Genomic DNA, 24,935 nt, shown 5'->3' on the forward strand with positions numbered 1-24,935 from the left:
ATCCTTCTGTAGGAGTGAGCCTGCTCGCGATAGCTATATTCCAGTCGCCCGTATCCGCAACTGCTACACCGCCATCGCGAGCAGGCTCACGCCTACAAGGATTTGATTCCAAACCAAATTGCTGCGATACCACGTCGCATTGATTTTTTTGATTATTTAGTCAGGTTTTTGTAACCGGTTGTTTGCTGCGGGCGCGGAAACCTTTAAAGTTAACCTTTCGGTCAGCTTTGCACTGTCAACACAGCTCTTTGCTTCGCCAGAAAGAGCTTCTGCACGACTCGAGATCCCCAGTAGATAACCACAAGGGCGGACCTATAACCGCCCAGAGGATGATCCATGTCCAACCGTGAAATATCCCGGCGCTCGTTCCTCCAGGGCGGGCTGGTGGCGGGTGTGAGCGTTACGCTTACGCCGCTCAGCAGTCAGGCGCTGGCTGCCTTGATGGAAAACAGCGTCACCGTGCCGTCCGAGAAATGGCTCGGCAACAATGGCAAGGCGCGGCAACGCAACGACGCCCTGTCCAAGGTCTGCGGCAGCAAAGTCTTCGCCCGTGACATCCGTGCCAAAGACATGCCCGGCTGGCCTGAGCAACAGGGCCACGCGATGCTGCTGAAAACCATCAAGGCCGACCGCATCTATGCAGGCTACGACCTGTCGTGGCTCGGCGCCGAGCTGCAGCCGGATCGCATCGTCACCGCTGCCGATCTGGACAAGGACGGCATCGTCTTCCCCGAAGAGCACGCTCCCGATCCATTGCTTCCCGAAGGCAAAGTGCCGATGTTCATCGGTCACCCGGTGGCCATCCTGATCTGGAACGATTTCGAGCGTTTTCGTCAGGCCAAGAACCAACTGAAATTCAATGACAAAGCGATTCGTTACGGCGCCAAAGTGCCGTTCTACGAAGGCGATCCCTACGGCAGCTTCCGCTACGTGCGCGTCGGCGGTGCGACCTCGGCGGACGAAGACGAATTCGCCAGCCTGAAGGATTCGATCCTGTTCCCGATGCTGAAGAACCGCCGTCCGGTGTGGAATGCCTCGCCGAACCTGCACGGCAACCTCACCGAGCGCGGGCTGTTCTACGCCGACCGCATGAAGCAGGAGATCGACACGCCGCCAGACAACTGGCTGGTGTTCGATGAGCGCTACAAAACGCCGTCGATCGAACCGGCCGCACTCGAGCCGGATAACGGCAACGGCTGGTACGACCCGAAAACCAAAACCCTGCATTTCGTCGTGGCGACGCAGTGCCCGCTGGAAGTTGCGACCGAGACCGCGAAGATGATCGGGCCGTCGCGGTTTGGCCTGGCCAATCTGAACATGCACCCAGGCTATACCGTTGGCTATGGCTCCAAAGACCACAACATTTTTGTCTACTACGCAGCCTTGGCCGCGCTGTACGGCGGCGGTGTGCCGGTGCGTCTGGCCAACGACCGCTACGAGCAGTTCCAGAGCGGCATCAAGCGTCACCCGTTCGACATCCGCTACCAGTTGGCCGTGGACAAGAACGACTACACCTTCAAGATTTTCCGCGCCGAGATGAGCGTCGACGGCGGTGGCCGGGTCAACTACAGCCCATCTGTGGCAGCAGTGGGCGCCACCGCAGCGCAGTCGATCTACTACATGCCGCAGAACGATCTGCAAGTCACCGCGTATCACTCGCGGGCAGTAGAGGCAGGTTCGATGCGTGGTTACGGCACCCTGCAAAGCATGGCGGCGACCGAAATGATGGTCGACGAGATTGCCAATCGTCTGGGTGTCGATGCGATCGATTTGCGCCGCAAAAATGCGTTGCGTTCCGGCATGAAAAACACTCAGGGCGCGATTCCGGCCGGTGCGTTGCGCCTGCACGAAATTCTCGACAAGGCCTCGGTGCACGAGGTCTGGAAAAACCGCGACACGATCAAGCAGCAACGTGAAGCGGCAGACCCGGATAACTGGTACGGCGTCGGTTTCGCCATCTGCCAGAAAGACTTCGGCACCGGCTCCGAAGCGCCGATGGCCAGCATCGAATTCACCGCGGACGGGCGCATCACCCTGCGCCACATCGGTATCGAAATCGGCACCGGCATGTCCACTTCGCAAGCCTTGGTCGTCGCCGATTTCCTCGGCAGCCCGGCGCACGATGTGAAGACCGGCGAAACCGAATGGCAGGAAATGCAGCTGATCACCAGCGGCAACCCGTACATCATGAGCCAGGCCGAGCAGGACAATCTGCTGCGCAACCCGCGCTGGGTCGGCAAGCTGGCCTCAGCGTCGTCGGCGACCAACTCCGCCTATTACTTCAGCCATGCAACCCGGGAAGCGGCGCGCGTGCTGTTCAACCACGGTTTATGGCCGGCGGCACTGGAGATCTGGCGCCAGGGTCCGTACGGCGGCCAGGCCAACCCTTACGTAGTGCGCCGGGAAGATGCGCATTGGGTCGACGGCAAGCTGACCGCCAACGGCATGCAGCCGCTGAGCTTCGAGGAACTGGCCAAACGCGCCCACGAACGCGGTCTGGTGACGGGCGCCACGGTGCATGGTTTCAACCGCTGGAGCTGGGCCGAGGCCGAGTACAGCATCGACGGCGTGCGCGAGCGCCTGCCGCTCGACGGTCTGGCGGTGAAGTATGGTGATGGCGCGCCGCAAGCGAAGAAGGCGCAAATGAACAGCGCTGGCTTCCACCTGCTCGATCGGCAGAACGTCAATTACCCGGTGGTGCAGTTGAACAACGCCGCCGTGACCTATTACAGCCCGGTCGCCACTCTGGTCGAGCTGAAGGTCAACAAAGGCTCGGCGGAAGTCGAAGTGCTCAATCACCATTCGTGGATCGAGTGCGGCCGCGTGCTGGTGGAAGAATTGGTCAAGGGCCAGCTCGAAGGTGGCATCGCCATGGGTATTGGTCATGCGCTGATGGAAGAGATGCCGTTGTATGAAGGCGGTCCGGGGGAGGGTGACTGGAACTTCAACCGTTACCGTCTGCCGATGGCACGTCACGTTGCGGTGTGGAAGCAGACCGCGGAGATCCTGCCGCCGCTGTCGCCGAGCGATCCGTCCAAAGGCATCGCCGAAGTGGTGATGATCCCGATCGTCGGTGCCATCGGTAACGCCGTGGCGCATGCCATCGGTAAACGTGTTCGTGACCTGCCTATCACCGCTGCGCGCATCAAGGAGGCCCTCAATGGCTAACCGTCCGCTTCAACTGACCCTCAATGGTCAATCCGTCGGTCCGGTGGACATCCCTGATGACCTGCCGATGATCGACTACCTGCACGAATACAAAAACCTCACCGGCTCGCGTCTCGGCTGCGGCCAGGGCATCTGCCACGCCTGCGTGGTGATCGTCGATAACCCCGACGGCACCAGCGAAGAAGTGCGCACCTGCATCACCGGTGCGCATTACTTCGAGGGCAAAAAAGTCCGTACGATCGAAGGCCACGCCAAACGCGACGAGCAGGGCCAGGTCACTGAGCTGAACCCGATCCAGCAGCGCTTCGTCGACGAGTTCGCCTTCCAGTGCAGCTACTGCGCGCCGGGCTTCGTCAATGCCGCGACCGTGCTGGTCGAGAAGCTGCAACGTCAGCCGATCGTCAAAAGTCAGCTTGAACAGGTGATCGAGGACAGTCTTGGCCACCACGTCTGCCGCTGCACCGGGTACGTGCGTTATTACAATGCCACGCGCAACGTGCTGAGCGATCTCGGCCTGGTCAAGGAGGGTTGAGCATGAAGCGTTTACTGACCCGCTTGGCCCTAGCGGTTGGCGTCGCTGCACCAGCGTTTTTTGCCCACGCCGACGATCAGGTCAAGCGCGGCGAATACCTCGCTCGCGCCGCCGATTGCATGGCGTGCCACACCGCACCGGGTGGCGCGCCCTATGCCGGCGGCCTGCCGATCGTTTCGCCATTCGGCACGATCTACGGCACCAACATCACCCCGAGCAAAGATCACGGCATCGGCCTGTACAGCGATGACGAGTTCTTCGCTGCCTTGACCGAAGGCAAGCGTCGCGACGGCGCCAATCTCTATCCAGCGATGCCGTACACCTCGTACCACCTGATGCCGCGCGCCGATTCCGATGCGATTCACGCATATCTGAAAACCATCGCGCCGATCGAACGCGCAGCACCGGTAACCAGCCTGAGCTTTCCGTTCAACGTGCGTCTGGGCCTGACCGGCTGGAACATGCTCTATGGCAAAGACGTCAAGCTTGAGCCCGCCGTAGGCAAGAATGAGGCGTGGAAGCGCGGCCAATATATGGTCGACGTCCTCGGACATTGCGGTGAATGTCACACGCCACGCGGCCTGCCCGGCGCGATGCAAATGGACAAGCGCATGACCGGAGGCATCCTCAATGGTTATCTGGCGCCGAGCCTGTTGGCCACTGACCTGGCCGCGCGCGGTTGGAATCAGCAGGATCTGAGCACGTTTCTCAAGCACGGCATGAGCGCGCAAGGAACGATGTTCAACGAAATGTTCCCGGTGTTTCACAACAGCACTCAGGGTTTGAGCGATGCTGATCTGGCGGCAATGGCGACGTTCCTGCTTGGCGAACAACCGCCGGCAGCCAAAGAGCTCGTCGAAGTACCGCTGGACAAGCTCAGCCTGAGTGCCCAGCGCGGCCGTCAGGAATACCTCAACGTCTGCGCCGGTTGTCACGCCGCTGGCGGTGAAGGCAAGCCGCACATCGCAGTGGCCATGCGCGGTAACACCACGTTGCGTCTGGACGATCCGCGTAACCTGTTGCGAGTGATCGAAGATGGCATTGGCGAACAGAAGTTCTCCGGGTTCGAGCACATGCAGCCGATGCCGGGTTTTGCTGAAAAGCTCAGTCCTGAGCAATTGACCGATCTGCTCAACTACCTGCGTCAAGGCTGGGGCGGCCAGAGCGCTGAGCTGGCAGTAAGTGAAGTGCAGAAGCTGCAAGCCGACGCGCCGAGCGTCGAGCACAAGGCCCACTGATATGCAGCATCTCGATCTGCAAGTGGTGCGCCGGGCGCTGGAATGGTCGGTGGCCGGGCAGCGGATCTGGCTGTGCACGGTGCTGAGCACTTACGGCTCGGCACCGCGCGCGCCGGGTTCGCTGCTGGCGGTGAACGACGGCGGGCAGTGGATCGGCTCGCTGTCGGGCGGTTGCGTCGAGGAGGATTTCCTTGACCGCGTCGCCGAAGGTGCGTTTCTCGAGGCGGTCAGCGTCGTGCGCTACGGCGAAGGCAACGATCCACGATCGCGGGTCAGCCTGCCTTGTGGTGGCATTCTCGATGTGTTGGTAGAGAAACTTGACGCCGACTGCGAGGTGCAGGCGCATCTGCGTGAACTGGAATCGGCGCTGCTGGGGCAGCGTCGTCTGCTTCGCGAAGTCGATCTGACCAGCGGTGCGCGTACTCTGTTTGCTGACCGTGAGCAGGGCGCGCGGATCGAGCGTGAGATCGACCGGGTGCGCATTCGTATCGGCGCAGCACAGCGCTTGTTACTCGCTGGCTATTCCAGTGTGGCGCAGGCCTGTGCCGAGTTCGCGGTAGGGCTCGGCTTCGAAGTGATTCTCTGCGATCCGCGCGATGAAGTGCTTGAAGGTGTGGTGCTCAATGGCGTGGAGATCCGTCGGCAGTTGCCTTCGGTGTTCATTGCCGACGGTGGCTGTCATCGCGACACCGCGGTGGTGGCGCTGACCCACGATCCGCGTATCGACGATCTGGCGATGATGGAAGCGGTGCGCACCGAGGCGTTCTACATCGGTGTAATGGGGTCTCTGCAAACATCGCAGAAACGCTTCGAGCGCTTACGCCGCATTGGCGGTCTGGGGGAGGTGGAGCTGGCGCGGATTCACGCGCCGATCGGCCTGAACCTCGGCAGCAAGACGCCGGCGGAAATCGCTTTGGCGGTGCTCGCGGATATCCTGAGGATTCGCAGCGGAATTGCTCGGGATCAGCTCTGAGTTCCGTGTGTAAATGAAAAGGGCCGCACTACGCGGCCCTTTTTTACATCCCGAATTTATCGCGCAGCCCGTAGTACCACGCGCCCAGCGCGGCAAACGGTGTGCGCAGCAGTTGCCCGCCGGGGAAAGGGTAGTGCGGCAGGTCGGCAAAGGCATCGAAACGCTCGGCCTGACCGCGCAACGCTTCGGCGAGGACCTTGCCCGCTAAGTGCGTGTAGGTGACACCGTGACCGCTGCAACCCTGCGAGTAATAGATGTTGTCGCCCAAGCGTCCGACCTGCGGCAGGCGCGAAAGGGTCAGCAGGAAGTTGCCGGTCCAGGCGTAATCGATCTTGACGTTCTTGAGTTGCGGGAAAGCCTTGAGCATCTTCGGGCGAATGATCGCCTCGATGTTCGCCGGATCGCGAGCGCCATAAACCACGCCGCCGCCGAAGATCAAGCGCTTGTCGGCGGTCAGGCGATAGTAGTCGAGGAGATAGTTGCAGTCCTCCACGCAGTAATCCTGCGGCAAAAGCGCCTTCGCCAGCTCATCGCCCAAAGGCTCGGTGGTGATCACCTGAGTGCCACACGGCATTGATTTGGCCGCCAGTTCCGGCACCAGATTACCGAGGTAGGCATTGCCGGCAACGATGATGAACCTGGCCCTGACCTTGCCTTGCGGCGTATGCACGACCGGATTGGCGCCGCGCTCGATGCGCACGGCCGGAGATTGCTCGTAGATGGTGCCGCCGAGAGACTCGACCGCCGCCGCTTCACCGAGCGCCAGATTCAGCGGATGGATGTGGCCGCCACTCATATCGAGCATGCCACCAACGTATTGATCGCAACCGACGACTTCGCGGATGCGGCGTTGGTCCATCAGCTCCAGCTGCGTGTGTCCGAAGCGTTCCCACAGGCGTTTCTGCGATTCAAGGTGACCCATCTGTTTGGCGGAGAGGGCGGCGAACACACCTCCGTCCTTGAGGTCGCACTGGATGTTGTATTTCGCCACGCGCTCGCGAATGATCCGGCCGCCTTCAAAGGCCATTTCACCGAGCAGTTGCGCTTGCCTGGGGCCGACGCTGCGCTCGATGACATCAATGTCGCGGCTGTAGCTGTTGACGATCTGCCCACCATTGCGCCCCGAGGCACCGAAACCGACCTTGGCGGCTTCCAGTACGGTTACGCGAAAACCGTTCTCCAGCAGGAACAAGGCGGAAGACAGCCCGGTATACCCGGCACCGATCACACAGACGTCCGTCTCCACATCATCCTGCAGCACAGGACGTGGCGGTACGGCATTGGCCGATGCGGCGTAATAAGACTCTGGGTATTGGGTGTTCGCCATCCTGCCGCCTCTGTTTAATATATTTTACGAGTGCGTCGATCCTACCCGAGTTGAAAAACCTCCGCCAGCCACCGGAAATCTTCGTTGCTAAGCCGAAATTAAATATTTTGCATATTCATAGGGTTAGGTGAAAAAAAGGTGTTGACACCCCTCCGGAATTCCGTAGAATGCCGCCTCACAGCAGGCACGTAGCTCAGTTGGTTAGAGCACCACCTTGACATGGTGGGGGTCGTTGGTTCGAGTCCAATCGCGCCTACCAAACAAAATCCGCTCTGCTGGGCGGTCTAGAAGGGCTCACCGAAAGGTGGGCCCTTTTTTGTTGTGTTGGATTTCTTGCAGAACGTTCACAAAATATAGGGTTCATTCACACTGGGCAATGTGAACGCCTAAAAACCCTTTTCTGGGCTGCGATTCTTATGCATGTCGTGGGGGGGATGGGGCATTGTGTTCGATGTGGTTTGGTGAACGTGTGATGTGATAGCGGCCAGCCACAGCGGGAATACTGTGTGCCGGGGTGTGGCTGCTGGGGACGCCACCATAACGAGAGTCTTGAATTCTCAAGGATTTCTCAGTCAAAAATCTCGAAGTGTGACAGCGTTTAGGTGCACCAGAGTGGTGCGCTGCAAGCGGCATCTTATCTCTTGCTCATCGCTTATCCAATCCTTCGCCCTGATCACATTCACATAGATGTGAGCGGGATGTGCGTTGGCTACTGTGTCTTCGTAAAGCGAGCGTTGTGTTGATTCTCACTGCCGGGGTCGTGTCGGAGACGTGAGATATGCTGGTTTACACCGCGAAGGCTGCAGGTGTGCAACCGCCATTACAGTGGTCGATAGCTTTATCGCCAATGACTAGTTGATTGTAGTGTGATTAGGGGCATTGAGAGCCATCCGAAGATCTACGTTTCGGTCAGTTAGCACTAATCTTGCCGCTCTAATGGATGCTTTCCTTTGCATCGCGTAGCTGGTTTAAATGGTGCTCCTCACTGTACGTATAAACTTACTCAGGGGCTGGGACCTTGCAAGTCTCTCAAGACCGCATTAATGTGAATTCCAGTGAAGCTAGGCTTCGTGGGGGTAAACATGTTAAAGGAAGAACAGGTAGCGGAATTACTGAGTCGCTGCGAGATAGTAACAGGGCAGCGACTTGAACAAATTCGTGGGAATCTGAGTTCATCTGAAGCTAGATCTGCCGCTATATGGGAATTAGTTGTCATCGACGCTAGCACTAGAATAGGACTCGTTGAGTACGAGCCGCATTCAGATGGAAGTCCTGACATAAGGGTAACATTGCCCAGCGGTAATATGATCTGGATAGAAATAGCCTTCCTCTATCCCCGCTTTTGGAAAGAAGAAAGGCAATCATTTGAGATATCTCAATGGTTGAGGCAGGAGGCAGATAAAAGGGGGCTTGATGGATTTAAGATATCATGTAGGTTTAATGGGGCAGCCTCGCGTTCTGGATTTATCAGGAAGCTTCCGCAACTCCATCAACGAAATGAATTTCTAAAGTCATCTATTGTAAAGGTGTTTTTCAATCAGATAGTTGCCAGTCAGGCTGAGCGAGCGTCCTTTACTCATCCCGAGTACACCCTTGAGGTGATATACACACCCCAATCAACTGGTGGAGGCGGTGGTGGGTTAGTGCAAGAAGCGCCTAAGGACTATAAAGAACATGCCTTGTACAGGATTGTGAAAGATAAAGCCCGTCAGCATGACGTTCCAGGAGTCCGTTTGCTGTGTATAGGGACGGACCAGAGTAACGCGTTATCTGCTACGGTTGCTCCCGGTGGTGTCAACGCTTCAGAAGCCCTGTATCATGCATACAAGCAAACTACGTCCATTGGTGGTGTTATCACTGTAAGCATCGAAAGCAGGGTGCAGGGCTTCACTGGTATCAACCGAGACGCAAGAGCAAAAATCTATTACAACGACCGAGCCAAGGCGCTGCCGGCTGAAGCCGACAAAGTCGCCCTTTCAAAGTTGAATTTCAATTTGTGGAAGTATCACCATCCTCTAAATCAATATGATACTCCGCCGAGCGGACTGTATCGAAAGCTCGGAGGTAGATTGAGCGTGTCGATGTCTAACAATGGCGGAAAACTAACTATTCCTACAACGGTACTACTAGAGATACTGGCAGGACGTACCACGCTCTCTGAGCTTTATGATCTATCGGCAGAGCCGCTACTCTCGGGTGACTACCGTATTAAGTCGTGTTCATTCCAAGAGGGCAACCCTGAAGGCGGGGATTCGCCTACTGTCACCCTAGATTTCGATTTCGATTTTGATGCCGTCTTTAATCGGGTCAAACGTCCGAAACTAACTGGCTCGGAAGAGGAATAAATAGCTGATTCCGGCCTAGCCCGCTGCCGACACCACCCATGCACCTTTTTCTTTTTGGCCTTTATATACGAAGGAGGGAGGGAAGGGATGCGCAGTACGTCAACCCCGGAAATAGAATAGACGCATCAGTCGGTGACTGCTAACGCTCGGTTTTCCCTGAGCGAGAGAGTCAGCTTCTATTGCTATAAAGTGTCGGTTGGCCTTGCTAGGAAGTGAAAATATGGACCGCCATGACCGTGGCACTGATGGGCTAAAGCCCGGTGAATCTTGTGCGATTTACCTAACCCTCCACTCTGACGTAACAGCACTTTATCCATTTGAAACGCTAAATGGCTCCAGCAGCGTGCGTTATCCCGACCCTGTGTATCTGGCTCCTAGCGTCCGTAGAGGCCTAGTTCGAGCTGTGTTTGCTTTCATCGAGGGTTGCCTGTACTTCCAGCGTCAGATGTTGCTAGGAAGCTGGGGGGAGCGTTTGTCGGAACCTACCAGACTGGCGTTGTCTGAGTTGCAGATCGAGGTCACAGGCCAAGGTACTGTTCAAACCCGACTAATGCGAACCGGTGCTCTCAACTTGATTAGGCTGACAATCCGGAGTTTCGCGAAGGCTGTTCCAAATGCAGTCGAGATAAAGTGTGAAGGTGCTGGCTTTGAGGCGTTGACCCGGGCCATCAAAGTCAGGGATAGGCTCATGCATCCGAAGGGGATCGCTTCGCTGACCGTGAGTGACTGTGAGATCCATGATGCGGTTGACGCATTCCTTTGGTTTGATCATATTCAAAGCACCATGACATCGACCTCAACCCAAGAGATGCGCAGGTTGCTATTAGAGGAGCACGGGATTGAGATTCACATCGAATTTCAAGGCCCTCCTAGGCCTCATTAAAACCCACCACCCACATCAATGCGTTCCCAGTGCTTGCACTCAGGGTTAGGTATTCTCGAAGGCACATTACGACTGGTACATAGATGCATTGACGACCGCTTGGAGGTCGCCAGGGCCCGACAAGCATAGTAGTTGCCTACGCCTGCCTTAGTCGCATGATCGCGTTTGTGATGGCTTGTGCGTTTGTGTCCAGCGTTTCTATGGCAGTCATTGCGTTATCTGCGACAAGACCCACTCCGTTGTCTTTGAGCCACTTGGTTACTTCCTCAATGGCCGCAGCTAGAGCGTGTTGATTATGGAGCAGCAGTGTTAGTGCGTCCGCCGTGGCGATATTGGTGTCTGAGTTATTGGGCATGGATATCATCCTTGAGGAATGTTGCGCAAATCCTAGCTCACTCTTACGGAGACTGGCGCCTGTGTTATCAGTAATCTCATTGCTTTGCCAAACGATGCCAAATGTAGCTGGGACGCTTTTTTGTTAACTGGAGTTCTCGCAAGGCGGGCAGGCTTTCACTCACACCTTGCATCGCAGAAATAACTAATGAAGATACAAGAGGAACCACCGAGCCAGTGCATATTGCCAGTCCTACGCCACAGAGTGAGGTTGTCGTACCCTTCACGAGGCCTGAGCTGATTTGGCCAACTACGCTTCGAACCTCATCTACCTGAGGCATAATTTCTTTCTGAAAGAGCGCGCGAGACTTAGCTGCAAACTTTTCTTCATCAACTCCGTGAAGCTCTTCGCTAACTGAAGTAAGCGAGTTATTGAAGCGCTCAAATGCAGTAGGGTGTTTATCTCGCAACTCAATGATGGTATGTGGCGACTCTATATTTAAGAAGCTATCATTAAGGTTGAGGAACCTAACGCACGGTGAGATTTTCTTTGCTCCCTTGGTGTTGGATAGTGACAGAAGCGTAGATTCGAATTCGGATTCGGTGATGTACGTGTACCCAAGTTCTTGGGCGAGGGAAACCTGATTGCAGATTGCTTTCAAGCGGGCAATGACGGCTTGGTTGGTGGCTTGATAAGCCCATTGCTTAAACTTTTCTTCTGATAATACTCCGTCTTTGTCCCAGTGCTGTTGGTAACTAACTTTTTTACCTTCAACTTTAGCATTCTCCATTGTCATAAACTTGAATAAGCCAACCCCCGAGTAAAGCCGGTCATTCGCAAAGCCTACATTCAAGGCCGTGCGGCGCTTAACGCTAGCATTCTCGCGCATAACTAACATTCGTCCCTCGTTATCCATTACCACTGACTTTAGGATTGCGTTAGCGTGGGCGTAATCATGGACCGCTGGTGATATTGATGATCTGAACGCATCTTTCGAGAAGAATATAGGGATCTCTTCACTCGGTTTTTCGTAGTAACTGATAGGATACACGTTTACAAAGCCGCCTCTTATAAGCGGATGAAGCCAGCTATAAAACTCAAGGCCGGCTTGTAGGTCATCGATACTTATACTAGATCGGAAAGAAATCAGTGGGTCGTCTAGAACGACTCTATTGTAGATAAGTAAAGAGGAAAGAGTGTTCTCTTTGGAGAATTTCGAAGACCACGTGCTGAACTGAGCGTTGAGCTTTCCGTCCGTAGAGTGTTTTTCAACCTCGGTATAAATACTTCCTTGTCTTGATATTACGAAATGCGAATACCTTCTAGACAACTCCTCACTGGATACCTTTTCTAAGTCGATAATGTCGCCATTAGACTTAAGTAGCTCGCACTCAATTAGCAAATCTAATGCTTGGTTACTCATGTTTTCCTTACGACCTTTCTTGGCCGTTAACGGCAGGTATCTTACTAGTATAGCGTGCGTTTAGAGGTGGTGAAGGGCACGTTCATTGGCCGGCGAAACGTTGGATTTTCAACGCGGCATGTTGTCCTTTGCCGATATCGCACTCTCTTTCTTGCTGGAAATATCAAAGGGTCACCCGCCGGGGCGGTGAAAGTCCTGCTCAGACGAGGTTGGTCCTTAATGCCATCTCTGTGCCGCCACGCAGTTAGTCGCCAAAATTGGCAAATATCGCAAGCATGGAAAAGCCGCCCGCGGGCGGCTGGTGTGACGCTGTCGGGCTCGACAATGGTCTAGAACACGAACTCGTGGTATGTGGCGTCGACTTCCGCTTGAGTGATGCCTATATACGCCATGGTTACAGCAGGACTGGAATGGTTCAGTACCTTGCAAATCTTCTCAATGGACACCCCACCTTTGTACATTAGCCATCCACGAGTCTTTCGCATCGAGTGAGTACCAAGTTGCAGGCTCATCTCGTCACCTACAGCCTTGAAGGCGTTGGCTACAGCGATGCGGCTTACTGCCTTGCCCTTAGCCCGGTTGCTGTCCACCTCGAACAGGTAAGTGTGCGTGGGGTGAGCAGCCCTGCGGCGGCCTACGATGGTCTTAACAGAACTGTTCAGGTCAATGATTCGGGTCTTACCGGTCTTGCCTTCCTTGATCACCAGCTTGTCACCATGCACATCTTCGAAGGTAAGGCTGAGTAGGTCGCTGATACGAAGGGCAGTGTTGACCCCGAAACGCCAGATGTCTGCATACAGGGAATTGCCCCTGGCGTTCTTGGTCAGCTTGCGGGAGATGGTTTCGGCTTCACCCTCTGTTTTTACCGCTTCTACGATGTTCATTTCTAGTTAACACTCCATGACGTTTTCCGTCGATGTGTTAACTAGAGCACGTTTCTTCGGATGGAGTCCAGCATTTCCGTGGGGTCGCTTATTAACACAATACCATTCTGTTAATTAGATCGTTGCTGCGGCGGCACCTGAGCAGACACGTAAGTCCGTTTGTGGCGTGGGTTTTTCGTTGTCCTCCGCCGCCTTGGCCGTGGAGGTGCCCCTTATCCCTGACCGTAGCGGTGTCGTCATGGTTTGCAACTACTTTGCAACTACTTTGCAAGTGCCGTGCAGGGCGTTGGGTGTGTGTGCAGGATGATCCGGCGATGCCGCCCCGCTGTAGTGCAGGTCCGGCGATTGCTGGTGCTGTAATCAGACTGATGTAAGTAAATCTGCCGTATACGGCGGGAAAATGCGTGTCGAGGAGACTTCGCTTGACCCGAATGTAGCTTGGGCCTCTGAAATAGGGACTTTGGCAGGGGGGGAGTGGTGCTGGGGCTCGGACGGACGCCAGCGAGGGATTAGGTGTTGGTTAGTTCTGATCAGTTACTTGTAAGGCTCCTCGGGAGCTGCCCTGTCTTACATTCCTTCAAACAGATCCGAGATGCTGACGCCCAGAGCATCCGCGAGCACCTTGATGGCATTGATAGAAGGGTTGGCACCACCAGTTTCAATGCGGGACATATACGTCCTTGCGAAGCCGCACTTGTCAGCGAACGCTTCCTGACTCATGTTCATGGCGACACGCAGCTCCCTTATACGGGTGCCGAACTGGTGTTGAAGCGCTGGGGAGGGTAGTGGTGCAGGCATTCCCCAATGCTGGGTCCATGTGCTGTAATCGTGAACACACTAATCGTGACATTCGGGGCCGATCAGTCGGTCTGCCCATTGCCCGTAGGCGCCGCTTGCATAGCGAGTTGTCAGTCTGGTGGGGGCTCGGCAAGCCGCACAGGCGAATGAACGCTAAGGAATCGCAGCGTGAGACTGAAGATCAAAGGTGAAATTACTCAAGAGCAGTTGGCAAAGGCCTTGGACGAGGCGGTGAAGGTGCTGGAGTCCCTCCAGCCGGGTGCGAAGTTTTACGGAGCCAACTTGTATCTAACCCCTTACGATACAGACGGGGATTTGCTGACTATCGTGGATGAGCGTCATCATCCACTCGTTCTAGAGATTACCGCTCAGTCCGGAACGATTGCCAAGCCAGCCCTGACTGCAGAAGCTCAGCAACGCCGGGATGCCGTTCGTGAGGCAAAGCGCCAACGCGCGAATCAACTAGCTGAGCGAGATCGCCAGGAGCTTGCTGAGTACAATCGCAAGCGTCAGATTCAAGCTGTCCAGATAACGAAAGCTCAAATAGCGTTCGGTGCCTTAAACGAATTAACGTCAAAGCTGCTGGCGTCGGAACCGCAGGTGCTGGTTGATAGATTCAATGATGCCATCAGGGTAAGTTGGCATAGCCACGAGCCCAAAGAGCCGCACGGTCCACGCAAAGGCGAGTTGAAGCCGTTACCAAAGTTTTCGATTGTCGATGGCAAGCTGTCGTTGTTCGCAGCTTCATGGAAGAGCCCGAGGCTGCTACTCAATCCAATTGGCAACCTGAACTCGAACCTGATTGCACCCGTCTGGACGCACGACGCTTGGTTGGTCGCCGTCGACAGTTTCTTGAGGATCATGAGGGACATGGGCGGCACAATACCGGAAGAAATCTTCGGTGATCACTTGCCTAAGGGGATCGCTGCTGACTGACCGTTCCGATGCGGGCGTGGACTGCGATGGACGCCACTATTACAAGCCTGTTACATCCACAACCATTGCTGCTGGCATTAGGTCTTCCTTGAGTCTGACTCGATGTGAGTCTTGAATTGTTCTGGCTTCACGCTGCCACCTCATCGGACTTGGTAGCCTTGGTCTTAGGCGGTTTGCGGTAGGCCTTCAACAGGTCGGCAAGGGCAAACTCTTCCTCGGACACTTGGTGAGCCGCTGCAACCTTGGCTGCTTCCACTGCTGCTTCCCTCGCACGTCGTGTGATGGTGATTTCCATCTGGCGACGCGTCTCTGCAACGTTGCGGGCATAGCGGCTGGCTGCGTATTCAGCCTTGGCCTCATCTGCAACGATAAGAAGGTCATCCTCGATCATTTTCTGTGGCTTTCGTAGATTGACGCTGAGATACAACGGCTGGCTTACGGAAGGTACAACGGTGTAACCGGCGATCATCCATCCTGCCAGCTCGTTCAGAGCTGCGGTTAGAGGCTTCTCACTTACCCAGGCTACGTTTACGCCTAGTTGCGGGTAGGCCAGTGAAGTGCAGTGCCGGAAGTAGGCCGTCTCCTTGTCTTTGGTTAGTTTCTGAAGTTCTTGCTCGGTGTGTTTGAAGAACTCAACGGTGTCGATGCCGTAGTTATACTGTGTTGTCATGTTTGTTCTCGATTACTAACGTGAGCGATGCTGTTTCAGGGCCGCTATAAAGCGTTCCTTTGCGTTAGATTTGCTCGCTGGTGCGTTGGTGTCTTTTGCCTTGTCAGCGGGCTTCTGGGGCTTCTTTGAAGGCTTGTAGGCTGCCTTGACTGGTGTCTTGGCGGCGTTAGCTTTTGCCGTTCGTACCCTTGCCCGGTGCTCTGATAGGTCACTGATTGTTGCTATAGTTCCTTGGGGAAATACTGCCTCCTCAAGAGAGTTCAAGTAGGTCAATTCATCTTGGGTGGCCTCGATGTAGTCGAACTTGCTGGATGAGGTTGTGGGCAAGTGTAGGTAGTAGGACATGATCGCCCCGTTGCTCCTGTCTACTTCGAGCCAGATGTTGATAGTCACTGTGTTTTTTCCTGTGCTGATGGGTTGGCTTTCTTAAGCTCTTGGGCGATGTACTGTTGCTCTAGTTCGGCAAGCGTAAAGTTATTGCGGGCTCTCCATTCTTTGACCTGATGAGCGATACAGCAATACTTGCTGAGTGAACTACGACTGTAGAAGTTGCGGCCGCAGGACTCACAAGTCCGTAGGCGAAGTGGTCGGCGCTGTGCCATAGATACCTCTGAATGTATGTTGGTTTTTATTCGAGACAAAAAGAGCCCGTTGCTCATGTTGGCGGTTACGGGCGATTCGTGCTTCTAGCGTGTGCACTCGTTATGGGTAAGTGCACTATTGCTCTGTTGCAGAGCAAATCAGTTTGATTAGTGGCCAGCTTCCGCTGCATTCCCTGGCCTAGAACTTTGACCTTCAAGCACGAAATCTCGACTTAACTTGCTATCTGGTGCAACGGGGTTCACCGATCATCCGCTCTGGATCGGAAACAGGAATACACAACTCAGTAAGGAAAGGAATAGATCCTTACTAGGTTGCTGCAGACTTGGTGTTTTTGGAAGGTGTTTTGAAGAAGGTTTGAATGTGTTTCTTTCACTGTTTAATATTAACACAGAAGTTGTGGTAGTCAATACCTTCATGCAAATAAAGTTGCTTTCTTTAACAGTTTGTGCTTGCGGGTAAGTTTCCTTTCAGGTGTGCGTGAAAAAGGTGAGTCTCGCTGGGGTTAATATGTGGCGCTCCGCCACGGGGCATAATATCTTATGCCTCTCGGCATGTGTAAGCGTAGAAGAGCGTGGTTCTGCACCACCTCGTCCTGGCTTATAGACTTGATATCTTGCCTCACGGCAGATGGGCAATAAGGGGGGCAGGGGCAAGAAAGCCCCCAGTACTACAGTTAACCCGTGCAGATATGCTGTGACGTTCACGTCACGTGGCAATCATCTAATCAGCTCTTCTCCAGATTGATACCTCTAGAGACTCAAGAAGAAGGTTGGTGGATGAGCCACCACCTGTTCATGATGTTAACTGTAGGAGTAACTTGTGCCCATAGGCACAGGCTATCAATCCTGCAAGATAACTTGTAATTTACATTGATAATCGCTGCTGGTGCCACAAGTTACTAAGCAGGGTTAGAAGCAAGAGCGGGAAGGGGCTGTCTGCCCCATCTCTTCCCTTTAATCTATAGAGTTGATATCCATGCACTGGGCACAAGTTATCTTCTGCTGTGTTAACTTTACAGGGTTGATCCTTAATAGAGGTGGTTAATCTCAAAGCTACGCTTTGGCGATTCGCTCACTCACCATGTGGAGCATGTCGAGCTTCACTCTTTATATCTGTCGCTAATCAACGATCACTGACCCCCCCATTGTTGCCCCTGCTGATGACCGGGCTTCGGCGTCCCACTTCTTAACAGTGTTCTTCGAGATGCCGAGTTCCCGTGCAGTAGCTTTAATAGCGGTACCGGCTCTGATCATTTCCAGGGCCAATGATTTCTTCGGATGTTCCTGGTGCCCTGACTGGGCGGCGTCAGTGATCCAGAACTTGTCGAAATCAACTGTCATCTCAATGGATTGCAAAATCTCTGGGTGCCGCTCAAGGTGCAGGGCAACACCACGCAGTGCGATTCTGGCTGCTTCGACTACTCGTTGTAGCTGCCGCGTGCTCATGGGTGCCCTATTGTGGTTGAGCAGGCAGTCAGCGGCATCGGCTACCGAAATAACAGGCAGACGTAGCAAGTTCTTCACGTCAGACCGGCTTACGCTGTGCTTCCCGTTGATTACACCGGGGCCGGTGCAGATCGCCCCCAAAGTGAAGTCCTCCAGCCAGGACGCCCTGTCTTCTAGGATCAATACGGTCAACGCCATGGACAAGTGGTTCTGAATGGCCTGAGGTTTCCTGCCCGACTTACTTGTTGGATGGATGGCCTGCGGGGGCGATTGTTCAGGAAACAACTCTACAACCTCAGCGATGCGTGGCGAGGGAGTCTCGGAATATTTGTCAAACACCGGGGTGCCATCTTCTTCCAGATACCAAAAGACGCTGGCTGCGGTTAACTTGTGGGCGTCCGCTACAAACGGTTCTGGTGAGAACTCTTCGGTGATATATGTTCCGACCAGTTCACCCGTCCGCTTGTCGTATATATGATCGGCCAGACATACCGTTCTGGTTTCTGCAATCTTTGCCCTGTAGTTTTCGTGGGGGCAGGCGGTTGGTTTCTTCGTTCTGATATTCATAGTTATTTTCCCTTGTTGTTTATACGGTCATGGCAATCCCTCATATGTGTTCCCGTTGATGTACCGTCGGTTACGCATGTCATATTCCAGGCAGCACGAAACCCGTTCTGCTCAGCGGCCTAATGGCTTGAACAAACGAGATAATGGTTTATCAGCAGTGGGGGTGTTGCGGTGCCAGCGTCGTTGGCTGGGTGCAGATGATAGCGCCTTGGCTTTTGACGTCAAGATAAAAATCATGGCTACATTGTGGGCGAAATGTCAACTAAGCAGAGCTTTACTCCCCGGAGCAAGCAAGTGCGGCCCTGTATTCAACGGTATCTGGGTGCATGGGTGTTATTCCACTCTGTCTAGCTCTACTCGATTATGTTCTTCGATAAGTTCCCGAATAAAGATCAAACCTTTACCAGTCACCATCGTGCGAGTACCGAGCGTGATCTTGCCGGTGTGTGGGTGCTTATATGGCTCTTCCAGAACAACAATGCGGCCTGCCGTCTTCTGCACCTGGTACGGCAAGTTGTGATCCTTGCCATGCTCTATGAGAACCTTGTGCTTCCGTAGGAAGCGATAAAGCTCGTTTCGACCGGTGTCGAGCATGTCCGCGACTTGCTTTACAGTGTGAGAACCTTCAGCTACAGCAACATCCTTGTAGAACTCGACCTTCGGAGCGTCTTCGGTGATCTTCGCTTCCTTCTCCCTCAGAACTTCGAGTGCCAAGGTTCGACCTTCAAACTCTGACGCCCAAGCACGAGCAGCCTCAGCGGGATTGGAGAAGTCTGGAAGTGCCGGTACAACTGGTTTAGCTACTTGGGCTTCCAATTCACGTAGACGAACAACGACAGCGTGACGTAGTGGGATGCTGTAGCCGAGAATCAGGGTTTCAGTCAGGTCACGATTCAGGTAGAAGCATGTGCGATCCTGTTTATTTTTATCTTTATAGCTCCCCTGAAAATTGAGGGCGGGTAAATTCAACCCTTCCAGCATTGCTCGGATATCACGAGCTACGTTGTCGTGACGCTTCCCGGTCAACTGAGCAATCTCGTTACTGCTCATTGTTGGGCCAGCGGCCTGCAAAACAGTCACCTCGACCAGCTCCGTCACTTCAACCGGCGAAACTGCCTCCGGCTCTACAGCTACGTCGGCGGTTGGTTTCACGCCGAAGTATCGACGTACACCCTTCAGCTCCTTGTCAGTCAATCGGTGACGGATCTTTTCGAAGTCGTGGATGGTCAACTTGTACTCGGAAAACTGCGTGCTGCCGTTGCCGTTGGTATAGTACGGAAAACAGCCAAAGCGATAGCGCCTTGGCTGTGGAAAAGGCGTGGGGGTTAGTCGATCAGGTGTAGAACGTCCCTGACATTAAGATGTGAGTATCGAGCGACGGATCGAGTATCCCGGTGGCCCGAGACGATCATGATTTGAGCGTTGTTGAATCCCTTCTTGGCAACGTTTGTGATCCTAGTGTGCCTGAGTTGGTGAAGTCGAACGCTACTATCCAAGCCAGCCTTCACGCGTGCCAAGCGTACCGCTTGAGTCACGGCGTGCGGTGTAACCGAAAACACTTGGCCGTTCGGGTGGCGCCCCACAGTGGCCCACAGTTGGGCAAGTTGAAGAATTTCCACAGCTCGGTGAGTTAGAGGAACTGATCGTGTTCCGCTTTTCCCATCAATCACATCGACAATGCGGTCTTTCAAATGCAGGCAGTCTTTTGTTAGCCTCAGAATTTCTGATCGACGCATGGCGGTTTCATATGCCAGTTCGACTATAAGTTTCATCACGGGCGACAGCTTCGCCAGTAGCCGCTCAAGCTCGCTTGCTCGAATCACTTTGTCAGAAGAACGGTCAGGCTTTGGCAGTGCAATATCACTGACAGGGTTGTGGATGTCGATTAATAGGCCCCGTTTGGCGAACCGGTAGAAGCGGGACATGAACGCGAGCTGCGTCCTGCAAGTGGAAGGCTTCACCGTCTTCAGCCGCATAATCTTGAAGTCGTTGATCATCTGCGGCGTAATCTCGTGAATCGGCTGAGTGAAGTGCCTGCCCAGGTGCTCCACGATCTTCAGTGCGTGGTTGTAGCTGCCTTTACCCTTGAGCATGGTTTCACAGTAAGTCATCCCGAGCGTATAGATGGTGTGGTGCTTGCGATCCACCGTCACAGCTTCGATCTTTTTTGCCCACGACTCTGCATCAGCCTTGTTGCTGAAGGTTTTCGACTGGGGAGACTTGCCCTTAACCCGGACCTGGACATTCCAGTTGCCAGAGGGAAGTAAGCGGAAATTGGCCATTGGTGACGCCTCATTGATGTGAATGGGCGTTCTGTGAAATCCAAGAGCAGCAGGGCTTGGAGCTTGCTCCTAGCAGACCTTGACATGGTGGGGGTCGTTGGTTCGAGTCCAATCGCGCCTACCAAACAAAATCCGCTCTGCTGGGCGGTCTGGAAGGGCTCACCGAAAGGTGGGCCCTTTTTTGTTGTCTGGGATTTGCGCAACGCTTGCTTCTGGTAATCTCGCCTCGCTTTGTTCAATTCCGCCTCATTAGTGTTTCCGCAAAACGATCAAGCGCCATTCTGGTGCGCTCCGCTTCCGATCCGTCGTAGAAAACGCCTGCATATTTAAAGGCTTACAGCTTTTTTCCTGCAACCGGCTATCGAAAAAACCTTGTTGGTGATTGTGAATTTAAGTAACATCCATCCCGCGTTCACCACCACGGTTTATGCATTTTTAAATCCCAAGCTTCCATCAGCTGCTTGGGATTTTTTTTGCCTGCGATTTGGCATTTGGCTCCTATCCCTCCCTGACCTCCAGGCGAGGCCCCGCTTTTTCGTCTACTACTGACTGGCCGATATTCAACTCTTTGTAAGGGAGTGCGTCGATGCTGAGTCAGTGGGTTCTTGCGGCTGTTCATCTATTCGCGTTTGCCCTGGCTGTCTGGGCGGTGCTGACGCGCGGCAGAGCGTTCAGCCAGTTCGCGGCGGGTAATGAACACGTCAAGCGTGTTCTGCTCACGGATAACCTGTGGGGACTTGCGGCTTTGACACTGCTGGTCACGGGCGGGATGCGTGCGTTTGGCGGTTACGAGAAGGGCTCTGACTATTACCTGCATCAGCCGCTGTTTCATCTGAAGATGACGCTGTTTGTGCTGATCCTTCTCATGGAGCTTGCACCGATGATCACCCTGATCAAATGGCGCATCGCATCCTCGCGCGGTGCAGCGCTTGATACCGGACGGGCGAGGTTGTACGCGCGAATCAGTCACGTTGAAGCGCTGCTTCTGGTTTTGATGATGGTCGCGGCCACAGGCATGGCTCGTGGGGTGATATTCGCTTAGAGGGCGAAATTCTCCGCTCTGTATCGGAAACGTCCGACAGCCAGCTCCAGGAGTGAAAGGTAATATCGGCGCAAGGGAGTTAGAGGGGGCAAATCAAGACAGTCAGCATGCTTCAGGCGCCGTGCCCAGCGGGGGTAAATGCGGATGGCTAAACGGCGCGTGAATCTTTAGCCAGTCTTGCGCGGCGGCAAAGGGACTGGCTACGTGATGCAGTGTGGCTCAGGGTGTTTGCGGCTTGTCCGGAGCGGTCAGGCCAGCCTGGATGCGTTGGTAAATTTCTTCACGGTGCACTGCCACGTTTTTCGGAGCGTTGATGCCGATGCGAACCTGTTGGCCGCTGACTCCGAGGATGGTGATCGTGATGTCATCACCAATGTTTATGCTTTCACCGACTTTGCGGGTGAGTATCAGCATGGTCTTCTCCTTGATTGCTTTGTAGGGCACCTGATTCAGACAGTGCAGAGGTCGGTGGTATCTATAGATTAGTGCGAAGTCTCACGGTTTGGGTGCCTCTTTCTGACGCGCAGATGCGGCATTAATTCCCAGGGCGTAACTATACAGAGGCTGCAATCATCATTCTCGTTGTTTTGTGCCCATTTTGCGGGGCTCGCGAAGTATTTATGAATGATAAGATCGCCGCTTTACGAATTCTGAGGACAGCGTTGTGCGCAAATTGGTTTGGCTGGTAGCGGCACTGGCATTGGCAGGCTGCGGTGAAGGCAAAAATGTAGATGCGCCGAAGCCCGAGAGGAAGGTTGCAACTGCGCCGGCGGCTGCCGCGCCACAGTGGGATCTTGAAGTGCGTGGCGAAACGCCTCAGGCCGTCAGTGACCTGAGCGGCTGGTTGATCGAGCACGCTTTCGTTCCGACGGTCGTCAAGGATGGCAGCGGTAAAACACGAATCCTGATCGGTCCGTTCAACTCTCAGGCCGAGGCCGAGGCGCGCAAGGTGCAGGTGGATGCAGCGTTGGTAAAAGCCAAGAAACAAAATATTGAATCGGTGGTGATTGAGCATCCGCTCACGCCATAAGCGAAGCGCTTTCAACCCAGGTAAAACGCCGGACATGAAAAAAGCCTCGAGCATAACGCTCGAGGCCTTTTTTGTTCGCGCTACGATCAGCCGCAGGCTTTCAGATTTACCGAGCCGACGAATTCATTGCCGCGCCCCATCACGCACGCCACGCTCTGGTTGCGCTGACGCTCCCAGTCCTGCACCGGGTAAGTCTTGTCCCACGCCTCGTACAACTGCCGATCCTGCTTCGACAATCGCAGTCCGTATTGTTTGCTCATATAAAAATAGGTGCGGGCGATCATGCCGCGAATCGAAGGGCGGGGCATGACCTTCTTCGCCTTGAAATCGACCTGGGTCAGGCAGGATCCGTACTGGCCGGACTGTACCGGCAACCAGCCATAGCTGAAGTTGCTGCGGTCACCGTTTACCTCTCCAATGCTCGGCACCAGATTGTGTAAATCAGCTTCGGCCTTTTGATAAACCGGGTCGTAGCGTGTGCAATTCTTGCGTCCGCCTTGCTGCCAGCATTGTCGCTGGTGACCGATCTGCCAGGCCGGCACGATGTGCTCCCATTCGATTCTCGATGCACGCTTGGCGTTCTTGCGCGGCACGTAACCGCAAGCTTTCAGATCGACCTTGTTGCCGGTGTACTTGCAGCCGCAGTAAAACTCCGTGGACTGCGGTGCGTATAGTTTCCACGCCGCTTTCTTGGCTTCCGAAAAGGTGCGTGGGGCGCCAGCCTGGGCGCCCACGGCAAAAAATAACAACAGCAAAGCAACACAGCGGACACTCATTGAATCAATCTTCCTTCGGCACAACCCAAAAAATCTGCACGCCACCGTCATCGCGATAGGCGAGGGTAACGTTGTCGTTCTCGTCTATTTCCTCGAGCAAGCGCTCCCAGTCATCCATCGGCTCATCCGGCAAACGGAAAATCAGTGCGGCTTTGGCTTTTTGTGCGGTAGGGGAATTGATGATTTTCTGAACGCGCATACCCATGCGTTCGTAGGCGTCAGGAGCAGCAGGAGAGGTGGCCACGAGGTTATCCTTATTAAGCTGTACGTGCATACAGTATTTAACTGTAAGCGATTTCGCAACTGCTTAAAATTCAAGAAAATCCTCTGACAGCAGGTTTCCGATTTTGGTGTAAGGCTCGTCGAGTTTTTTGTGGGAAGAATGCTTGAAGCGTGTAAGGGAGCCACCACCCGCCAAGTCCGGCAGGTGGTGAGCAATTGCCTGATCGAGAGCTGATCAGGCGAAGGTCAGTCAATATTCCCAGAACATCCGCTGCAGTTCTTTGCTGTCGTTGGTCTTGGTCAGTGCGACCATAGCCAGGATGCGGGCTTTTTGCGGGTTCAGGTCGTGAGCGACAACCCAGTCATATTTGTCGTCAGGCTGTTCGGCGTTTCGCAGGACAAAACCGCCGGCATTGACATGGGACGAACGAATGATCTGCACGCCATCCTTGCGCAAGGCTTGCAGGGAAGGGACCACGCGAGAGGATACCGAACCGTTGCCCGTGCCGGCGTGGATGATCGCTTTGGCACCGGATTGGGCGAGTGCCTTGTAGGCGGTATCGCTGACGTTGCCGTAGGAGTAGGCGATTTCGACGTCAGGCAGGCTCTTGATGTTCTTGATATCGAATTCCGAATCCATGGTGTGACGCTTGGCCGGCAGGCGGAACCAGTAGGATTTTCCTTCGACGACCATGCCCAGCGGGCCCCAGGCACTTTTGAATGCTTCGGTCTTGATGTTGATCATCTTGCTGACGTCGCGACCGGACTGGATCTCGTCGTTCATGGTGACCAGCACGCCTTTGCCGTGCGCTTCCTTGCTGCTCGCCACGGCTACAGCGTTGTACAGGTTGAGCATGCCGTCTGCCGACATCGCGGTGCCCGGACGCATCGAGCCGACGACGATGATTGGCTTGTCGGTCTTCTCGACGAGGTTCAGGAAGTACGCGGTTTCTTCCAGGGTGTCGGTGCCGTGGGTAATGACGATGCCGTCGACGTCCTTGCTGTCCGCCAGTTCGGAAACGCGACGGCCCAATTGCAGCAGGTTGTCGTTGGTGATGCTTTCCGATGCGATCTGCATGACTTGTTCGCCACGCACGTTAGCCAGTTTGCTCAACTCGGGAATGCCGGCGATCAGTTGTTCGATACCGACTTTCGCTGCCTGATAGGTGGCGCTGTTTGCGGCGCTCGCACCGGCGCCGGCGATCGTGCCGCCCGTAGCGAGGACAACGACGTTGGCCAGTTTGGTCTGGGTTTCGACTTCTTTTGCCTGAAGGGCAGTGGGCAGGAGCAGTAGTAGGGCCAATGCGCCCGGAACCAAGGTATTGAAAGCAGATTTCATTATTTTTCTCTCTAGTCGTGAGACGGTGCTGATGCAGGTTCATCTAGATGCGCCCCAAGCCGATCTGAATGCTCGAGGTGCAGGGAAGGGAGCAGGATTCATACCATGGGTAATGTGC

Annotated in this window: 22 protein-coding genes and 2 tRNA genes; 10 read left to right on the forward strand and 14 right to left on the reverse strand. The window is 54.6% G+C overall.

Annotated features, from left to right (window positions below; genetic code table 11):
* Positions 1 to 336: 336 nt before the first annotated feature.
* From DCO47_RS01025 to DCO47_RS01040, 4 genes are read left to right on the forward strand one after another with little or no spacing between them, the layout of a single operon-like run.
* Entirely contained in the window at positions 337 to 3,168 is a 2,832-nt protein-coding gene (locus DCO47_RS01025; protein ID WP_064363927.1) for a xanthine dehydrogenase family protein molybdopterin-binding subunit, read from the forward strand.
* Positions 3,161 to 3,700, forward strand: a complete 540-nt coding sequence (locus tag DCO47_RS01030; RefSeq protein ID WP_065615018.1) for a (2Fe-2S)-binding protein — start codon at positions 3,161 to 3,163, stop codon at positions 3,698 to 3,700. The genes DCO47_RS01025 and DCO47_RS01030 overlap by 8 nt, the downstream gene beginning before the upstream one ends.
* A gap of 2 nt (positions 3,701 to 3,702) precedes the next feature.
* Positions 3,703 to 4,938 (forward strand): cytochrome c, encoded by a 1,236-nt coding sequence (locus DCO47_RS01035; RefSeq protein ID WP_116657247.1) that lies wholly within the window; start codon positions 3,703 to 3,705, stop codon positions 4,936 to 4,938.
* A 1-nt stretch (position 4,939) separates the two neighbouring features.
* On the forward strand, positions 4,940 to 5,911 hold the full coding sequence (locus tag DCO47_RS01040; protein ID WP_083353160.1) for an XdhC family protein: 972 nt from the start codon (positions 4,940 to 4,942) through the stop codon (positions 5,909 to 5,911).
* A gap of 43 nt (positions 5,912 to 5,954) precedes the next feature.
* Here DCO47_RS01040 and DCO47_RS01045 read toward each other — a convergent pair whose 3' ends face one another.
* Positions 5,955 to 7,238 carry an FAD-binding oxidoreductase gene (locus DCO47_RS01045; RefSeq protein WP_116657248.1) on the reverse strand — a complete coding sequence of 428 codons (1,284 nt, stop codon included), beginning with the start codon at positions 7,236 to 7,238 and terminating at the stop codon, positions 5,955 to 5,957.
* Positions 7,239 to 7,420: 182 nt separating this feature from the next.
* On the opposite strand from DCO47_RS01045, the gene DCO47_RS01050 reads away from it, so the two are divergent.
* Both DCO47_RS01050 and DCO47_RS01055 read left to right on the forward strand, forming a co-directional pair.
* Positions 7,421 to 7,497: transfer RNA gene (locus DCO47_RS01050), tRNA-Val, on the forward strand.
* Positions 7,498 to 8,320: 823 nt separating this feature from the next.
* The gene (locus tag DCO47_RS01055; RefSeq protein WP_133247383.1) at positions 8,321 to 9,583 is read left to right on the forward strand and encodes a hypothetical protein; all 1,263 of its coding nucleotides are present in this window, start codon (positions 8,321 to 8,323) and stop codon (positions 9,581 to 9,583) included.
* 1,019 nt (positions 9,584 to 10,602) lie between these two features.
* Here DCO47_RS01055 and DCO47_RS01065 read toward each other — a convergent pair.
* The 4 genes from DCO47_RS01065 to DCO47_RS01080 all read right to left on the reverse strand — a co-directional run bounded on the left by DCO47_RS01065 (position 10,603) and on the right by DCO47_RS01080 (position 13,905).
* On the reverse strand, positions 10,603 to 10,821 hold the full coding sequence (locus DCO47_RS01065) for a hypothetical protein (protein WP_116657251.1): 219 nt from the start codon (positions 10,819 to 10,821) through the stop codon (positions 10,603 to 10,605).
* A gap of 76 nt (positions 10,822 to 10,897) precedes the next feature.
* Positions 10,898 to 12,223, reverse strand: coding sequence for a hypothetical protein (locus tag DCO47_RS01070; RefSeq protein WP_116657252.1), 1,326 nt, complete (start codon positions 12,221 to 12,223; stop codon positions 10,898 to 10,900).
* Positions 12,224 to 12,552: 329 nt separating this feature from the next.
* A complete protein-coding gene (locus DCO47_RS01075; protein ID WP_116657253.1) occupies positions 12,553 to 13,107 on the reverse strand; it encodes a tyrosine-type recombinase/integrase in 555 nt (184 codons plus the stop codon).
* A 567-nt stretch (positions 13,108 to 13,674) separates the two neighbouring features.
* Positions 13,675 to 13,905 (reverse strand): helix-turn-helix domain-containing protein, encoded by a 231-nt coding sequence (locus tag DCO47_RS01080; protein ID WP_116657254.1) that lies wholly within the window; start codon positions 13,903 to 13,905, stop codon positions 13,675 to 13,677.
* Between the two features lie 168 nt (positions 13,906 to 14,073).
* Here DCO47_RS01080 and DCO47_RS01085 point away from each other — a divergent pair, with 168 nt between their 5' ends.
* Positions 14,074 to 14,841, forward strand: coding sequence for an OfxX fusion product (locus tag DCO47_RS01085; protein ID WP_116657255.1), 768 nt, complete (start codon positions 14,074 to 14,076; stop codon positions 14,839 to 14,841).
* A gap of 127 nt (positions 14,842 to 14,968) precedes the next feature.
* Here DCO47_RS01085 and DCO47_RS01090 read toward each other — a convergent pair whose 3' ends face one another.
* From DCO47_RS01090 to DCO47_RS01110, 5 genes are all read right to left on the reverse strand, one after another.
* Positions 14,969 to 15,511 carry a hypothetical protein gene (locus tag DCO47_RS01090; protein ID WP_116657256.1) on the reverse strand — a complete coding sequence of 181 codons (543 nt, stop codon included), beginning with the start codon at positions 15,509 to 15,511 and terminating at the stop codon, positions 14,969 to 14,971.
* A 15-nt stretch (positions 15,512 to 15,526) separates the two neighbouring features.
* A complete protein-coding gene (locus DCO47_RS01095; RefSeq protein WP_116657257.1) occupies positions 15,527 to 15,904 on the reverse strand; it encodes a hypothetical protein in 378 nt (125 codons plus the stop codon).
* 1,328 nt (positions 15,905 to 17,232) lie between these two features.
* Positions 17,233 to 18,126 carry a hypothetical protein gene (locus tag DCO47_RS01100; protein WP_116657258.1) on the reverse strand — a complete coding sequence of 298 codons (894 nt, stop codon included), beginning with the start codon at positions 18,124 to 18,126 and terminating at the stop codon, positions 17,233 to 17,235.
* A gap of 333 nt (positions 18,127 to 18,459) precedes the next feature.
* Positions 18,460 to 19,356 (reverse strand): phage regulatory protein/antirepressor Ant, encoded by an 897-nt coding sequence (locus DCO47_RS01105; RefSeq protein WP_116657259.1) that lies wholly within the window; start codon positions 19,354 to 19,356, stop codon positions 18,460 to 18,462.
* A 95-nt stretch (positions 19,357 to 19,451) separates the two neighbouring features.
* Positions 19,452 to 20,408 (reverse strand): site-specific integrase, encoded by a 957-nt coding sequence (locus DCO47_RS01110; RefSeq protein WP_116657260.1) that lies wholly within the window; start codon positions 20,406 to 20,408, stop codon positions 19,452 to 19,454.
* Between the two features lie 24 nt (positions 20,409 to 20,432).
* Between DCO47_RS01110 and DCO47_RS26970 the strand changes: the two genes are divergently transcribed.
* Positions 20,433 to 20,532: transfer RNA gene (locus DCO47_RS26970), tRNA-Val, on the forward strand.
* 462 nt (positions 20,533 to 20,994) lie between these two features.
* A complete protein-coding gene (locus DCO47_RS01115) occupies positions 20,995 to 21,450 on the forward strand; it encodes a DUF2214 family protein (RefSeq protein ID WP_116657261.1) in 456 nt (151 codons plus the stop codon).
* 219 nt (positions 21,451 to 21,669) lie between these two features.
* Here the strand turns inward: DCO47_RS01115 and csrA are convergent, their stop codons facing one another.
* Positions 21,670 to 21,864, reverse strand: coding sequence for a carbon storage regulator CsrA (csrA, locus tag DCO47_RS01120; protein WP_003179932.1), 195 nt, complete (start codon positions 21,862 to 21,864; stop codon positions 21,670 to 21,672).
* 250 nt (positions 21,865 to 22,114) lie between these two features.
* Between csrA and DCO47_RS01125 the strand changes: the two genes are divergently transcribed.
* The gene (locus DCO47_RS01125) at positions 22,115 to 22,480 is read left to right on the forward strand and encodes an SPOR domain-containing protein (protein ID WP_116657262.1); all 366 of its coding nucleotides are present in this window, start codon (positions 22,115 to 22,117) and stop codon (positions 22,478 to 22,480) included.
* Between the two features lie 86 nt (positions 22,481 to 22,566).
* Here DCO47_RS01125 and DCO47_RS01130 read toward each other — a convergent pair whose 3' ends face one another.
* The 3 genes from DCO47_RS01130 to DCO47_RS01140 all read right to left on the reverse strand — a co-directional run bounded on the left by DCO47_RS01130 (position 22,567) and on the right by DCO47_RS01140 (position 24,817).
* Complete coding sequence (locus DCO47_RS01130; RefSeq protein WP_016774034.1) at positions 22,567 to 23,256, reverse strand: endonuclease; 690 nt, start codon at positions 23,254 to 23,256, stop codon at positions 22,567 to 22,569.
* Between the two features lie 4 nt (positions 23,257 to 23,260).
* Complete coding sequence (locus DCO47_RS01135) at positions 23,261 to 23,530, reverse strand: DUF1654 domain-containing protein (protein ID WP_016774035.1); 270 nt, start codon at positions 23,528 to 23,530, stop codon at positions 23,261 to 23,263.
* Positions 23,531 to 23,728: 198 nt separating this feature from the next.
* On the reverse strand, positions 23,729 to 24,817 hold the full coding sequence (locus tag DCO47_RS01140) for an asparaginase (RefSeq protein ID WP_039762072.1): 1,089 nt from the start codon (positions 24,815 to 24,817) through the stop codon (positions 23,729 to 23,731).
* Positions 24,818 to 24,935 lie beyond the last annotated feature (118 nt).

This window comes from Pseudomonas sp. NDM (genome assembly GCF_003105095.1).
Lineage (GTDB): Bacteria > Pseudomonadota > Gammaproteobacteria > Pseudomonadales > Pseudomonadaceae > Aquipseudomonas > Aquipseudomonas moraviensis_A.

Coding starts and splice junctions, on each gene's coding strand:
- DCO47_RS01025 (WP_064363927.1), top strand. CDS start 337: ATGTCCAACCGTGAAATATCCCGGCGCTCGTTCCTCCAGGGCGGGCTG.
- DCO47_RS01030 (WP_065615018.1), top strand. CDS start 3,161: ATGGCTAACCGTCCGCTTCAACTGACCCTCAATGGTCAATCCGTCGGT.
- DCO47_RS01035 (WP_116657247.1), top strand. CDS start 3,703: ATGAAGCGTTTACTGACCCGCTTGGCCCTAGCGGTTGGCGTCGCTGCA.
- DCO47_RS01040 (WP_083353160.1), top strand. CDS start 4,940: ATGCAGCATCTCGATCTGCAAGTGGTGCGCCGGGCGCTGGAATGGTCG.
- DCO47_RS01045 (WP_116657248.1), bottom strand. CDS start 7,238: ATGGCGAACACCCAATACCCAGAGTCTTATTACGCCGCATCGGCCAAT.
- DCO47_RS01055 (WP_133247383.1), top strand. CDS start 8,321: ATGTTAAAGGAAGAACAGGTAGCGGAATTACTGAGTCGCTGCGAGATA.
- DCO47_RS01065 (WP_116657251.1), bottom strand. CDS start 10,821: ATGCCCAATAACTCAGACACCAATATCGCCACGGCGGACGCACTAACA.
- DCO47_RS01070 (WP_116657252.1), bottom strand. CDS start 12,223: ATGAGTAACCAAGCATTAGATTTGCTAATTGAGTGCGAGCTACTTAAG.
- DCO47_RS01075 (WP_116657253.1), bottom strand. CDS start 13,107: ATGAACATCGTAGAAGCGGTAAAAACAGAGGGTGAAGCCGAAACCATC.
- DCO47_RS01080 (WP_116657254.1), bottom strand. CDS start 13,905: ATGCCTGCACCACTACCCTCCCCAGCGCTTCAACACCAGTTCGGCACC.
- DCO47_RS01090 (WP_116657256.1), bottom strand. CDS start 15,511: ATGACAACACAGTATAACTACGGCATCGACACCGTTGAGTTCTTCAAA.
- DCO47_RS01100 (WP_116657258.1), bottom strand. CDS start 18,126: ATGAATATCAGAACGAAGAAACCAACCGCCTGCCCCCACGAAAACTAC.
- DCO47_RS01110 (WP_116657260.1), bottom strand. CDS start 20,408: ATGGCCAATTTCCGCTTACTTCCCTCTGGCAACTGGAATGTCCAGGTC.
- DCO47_RS01115 (WP_116657261.1), top strand. CDS start 20,995: ATGCTGAGTCAGTGGGTTCTTGCGGCTGTTCATCTATTCGCGTTTGCC.
- csrA (WP_003179932.1), bottom strand. CDS start 21,864: ATGCTGATACTCACCCGCAAAGTCGGTGAAAGCATAAACATTGGTGAT.
- DCO47_RS01130 (WP_016774034.1), bottom strand. CDS start 23,256: ATGAGTGTCCGCTGTGTTGCTTTGCTGTTGTTATTTTTTGCCGTGGGC.
- DCO47_RS01135 (WP_016774035.1), bottom strand. CDS start 23,530: ATGCACGTACAGCTTAATAAGGATAACCTCGTGGCCACCTCTCCTGCT.
- DCO47_RS01140 (WP_039762072.1), bottom strand. CDS start 24,817: ATGAAATCTGCTTTCAATACCTTGGTTCCGGGCGCATTGGCCCTACTA.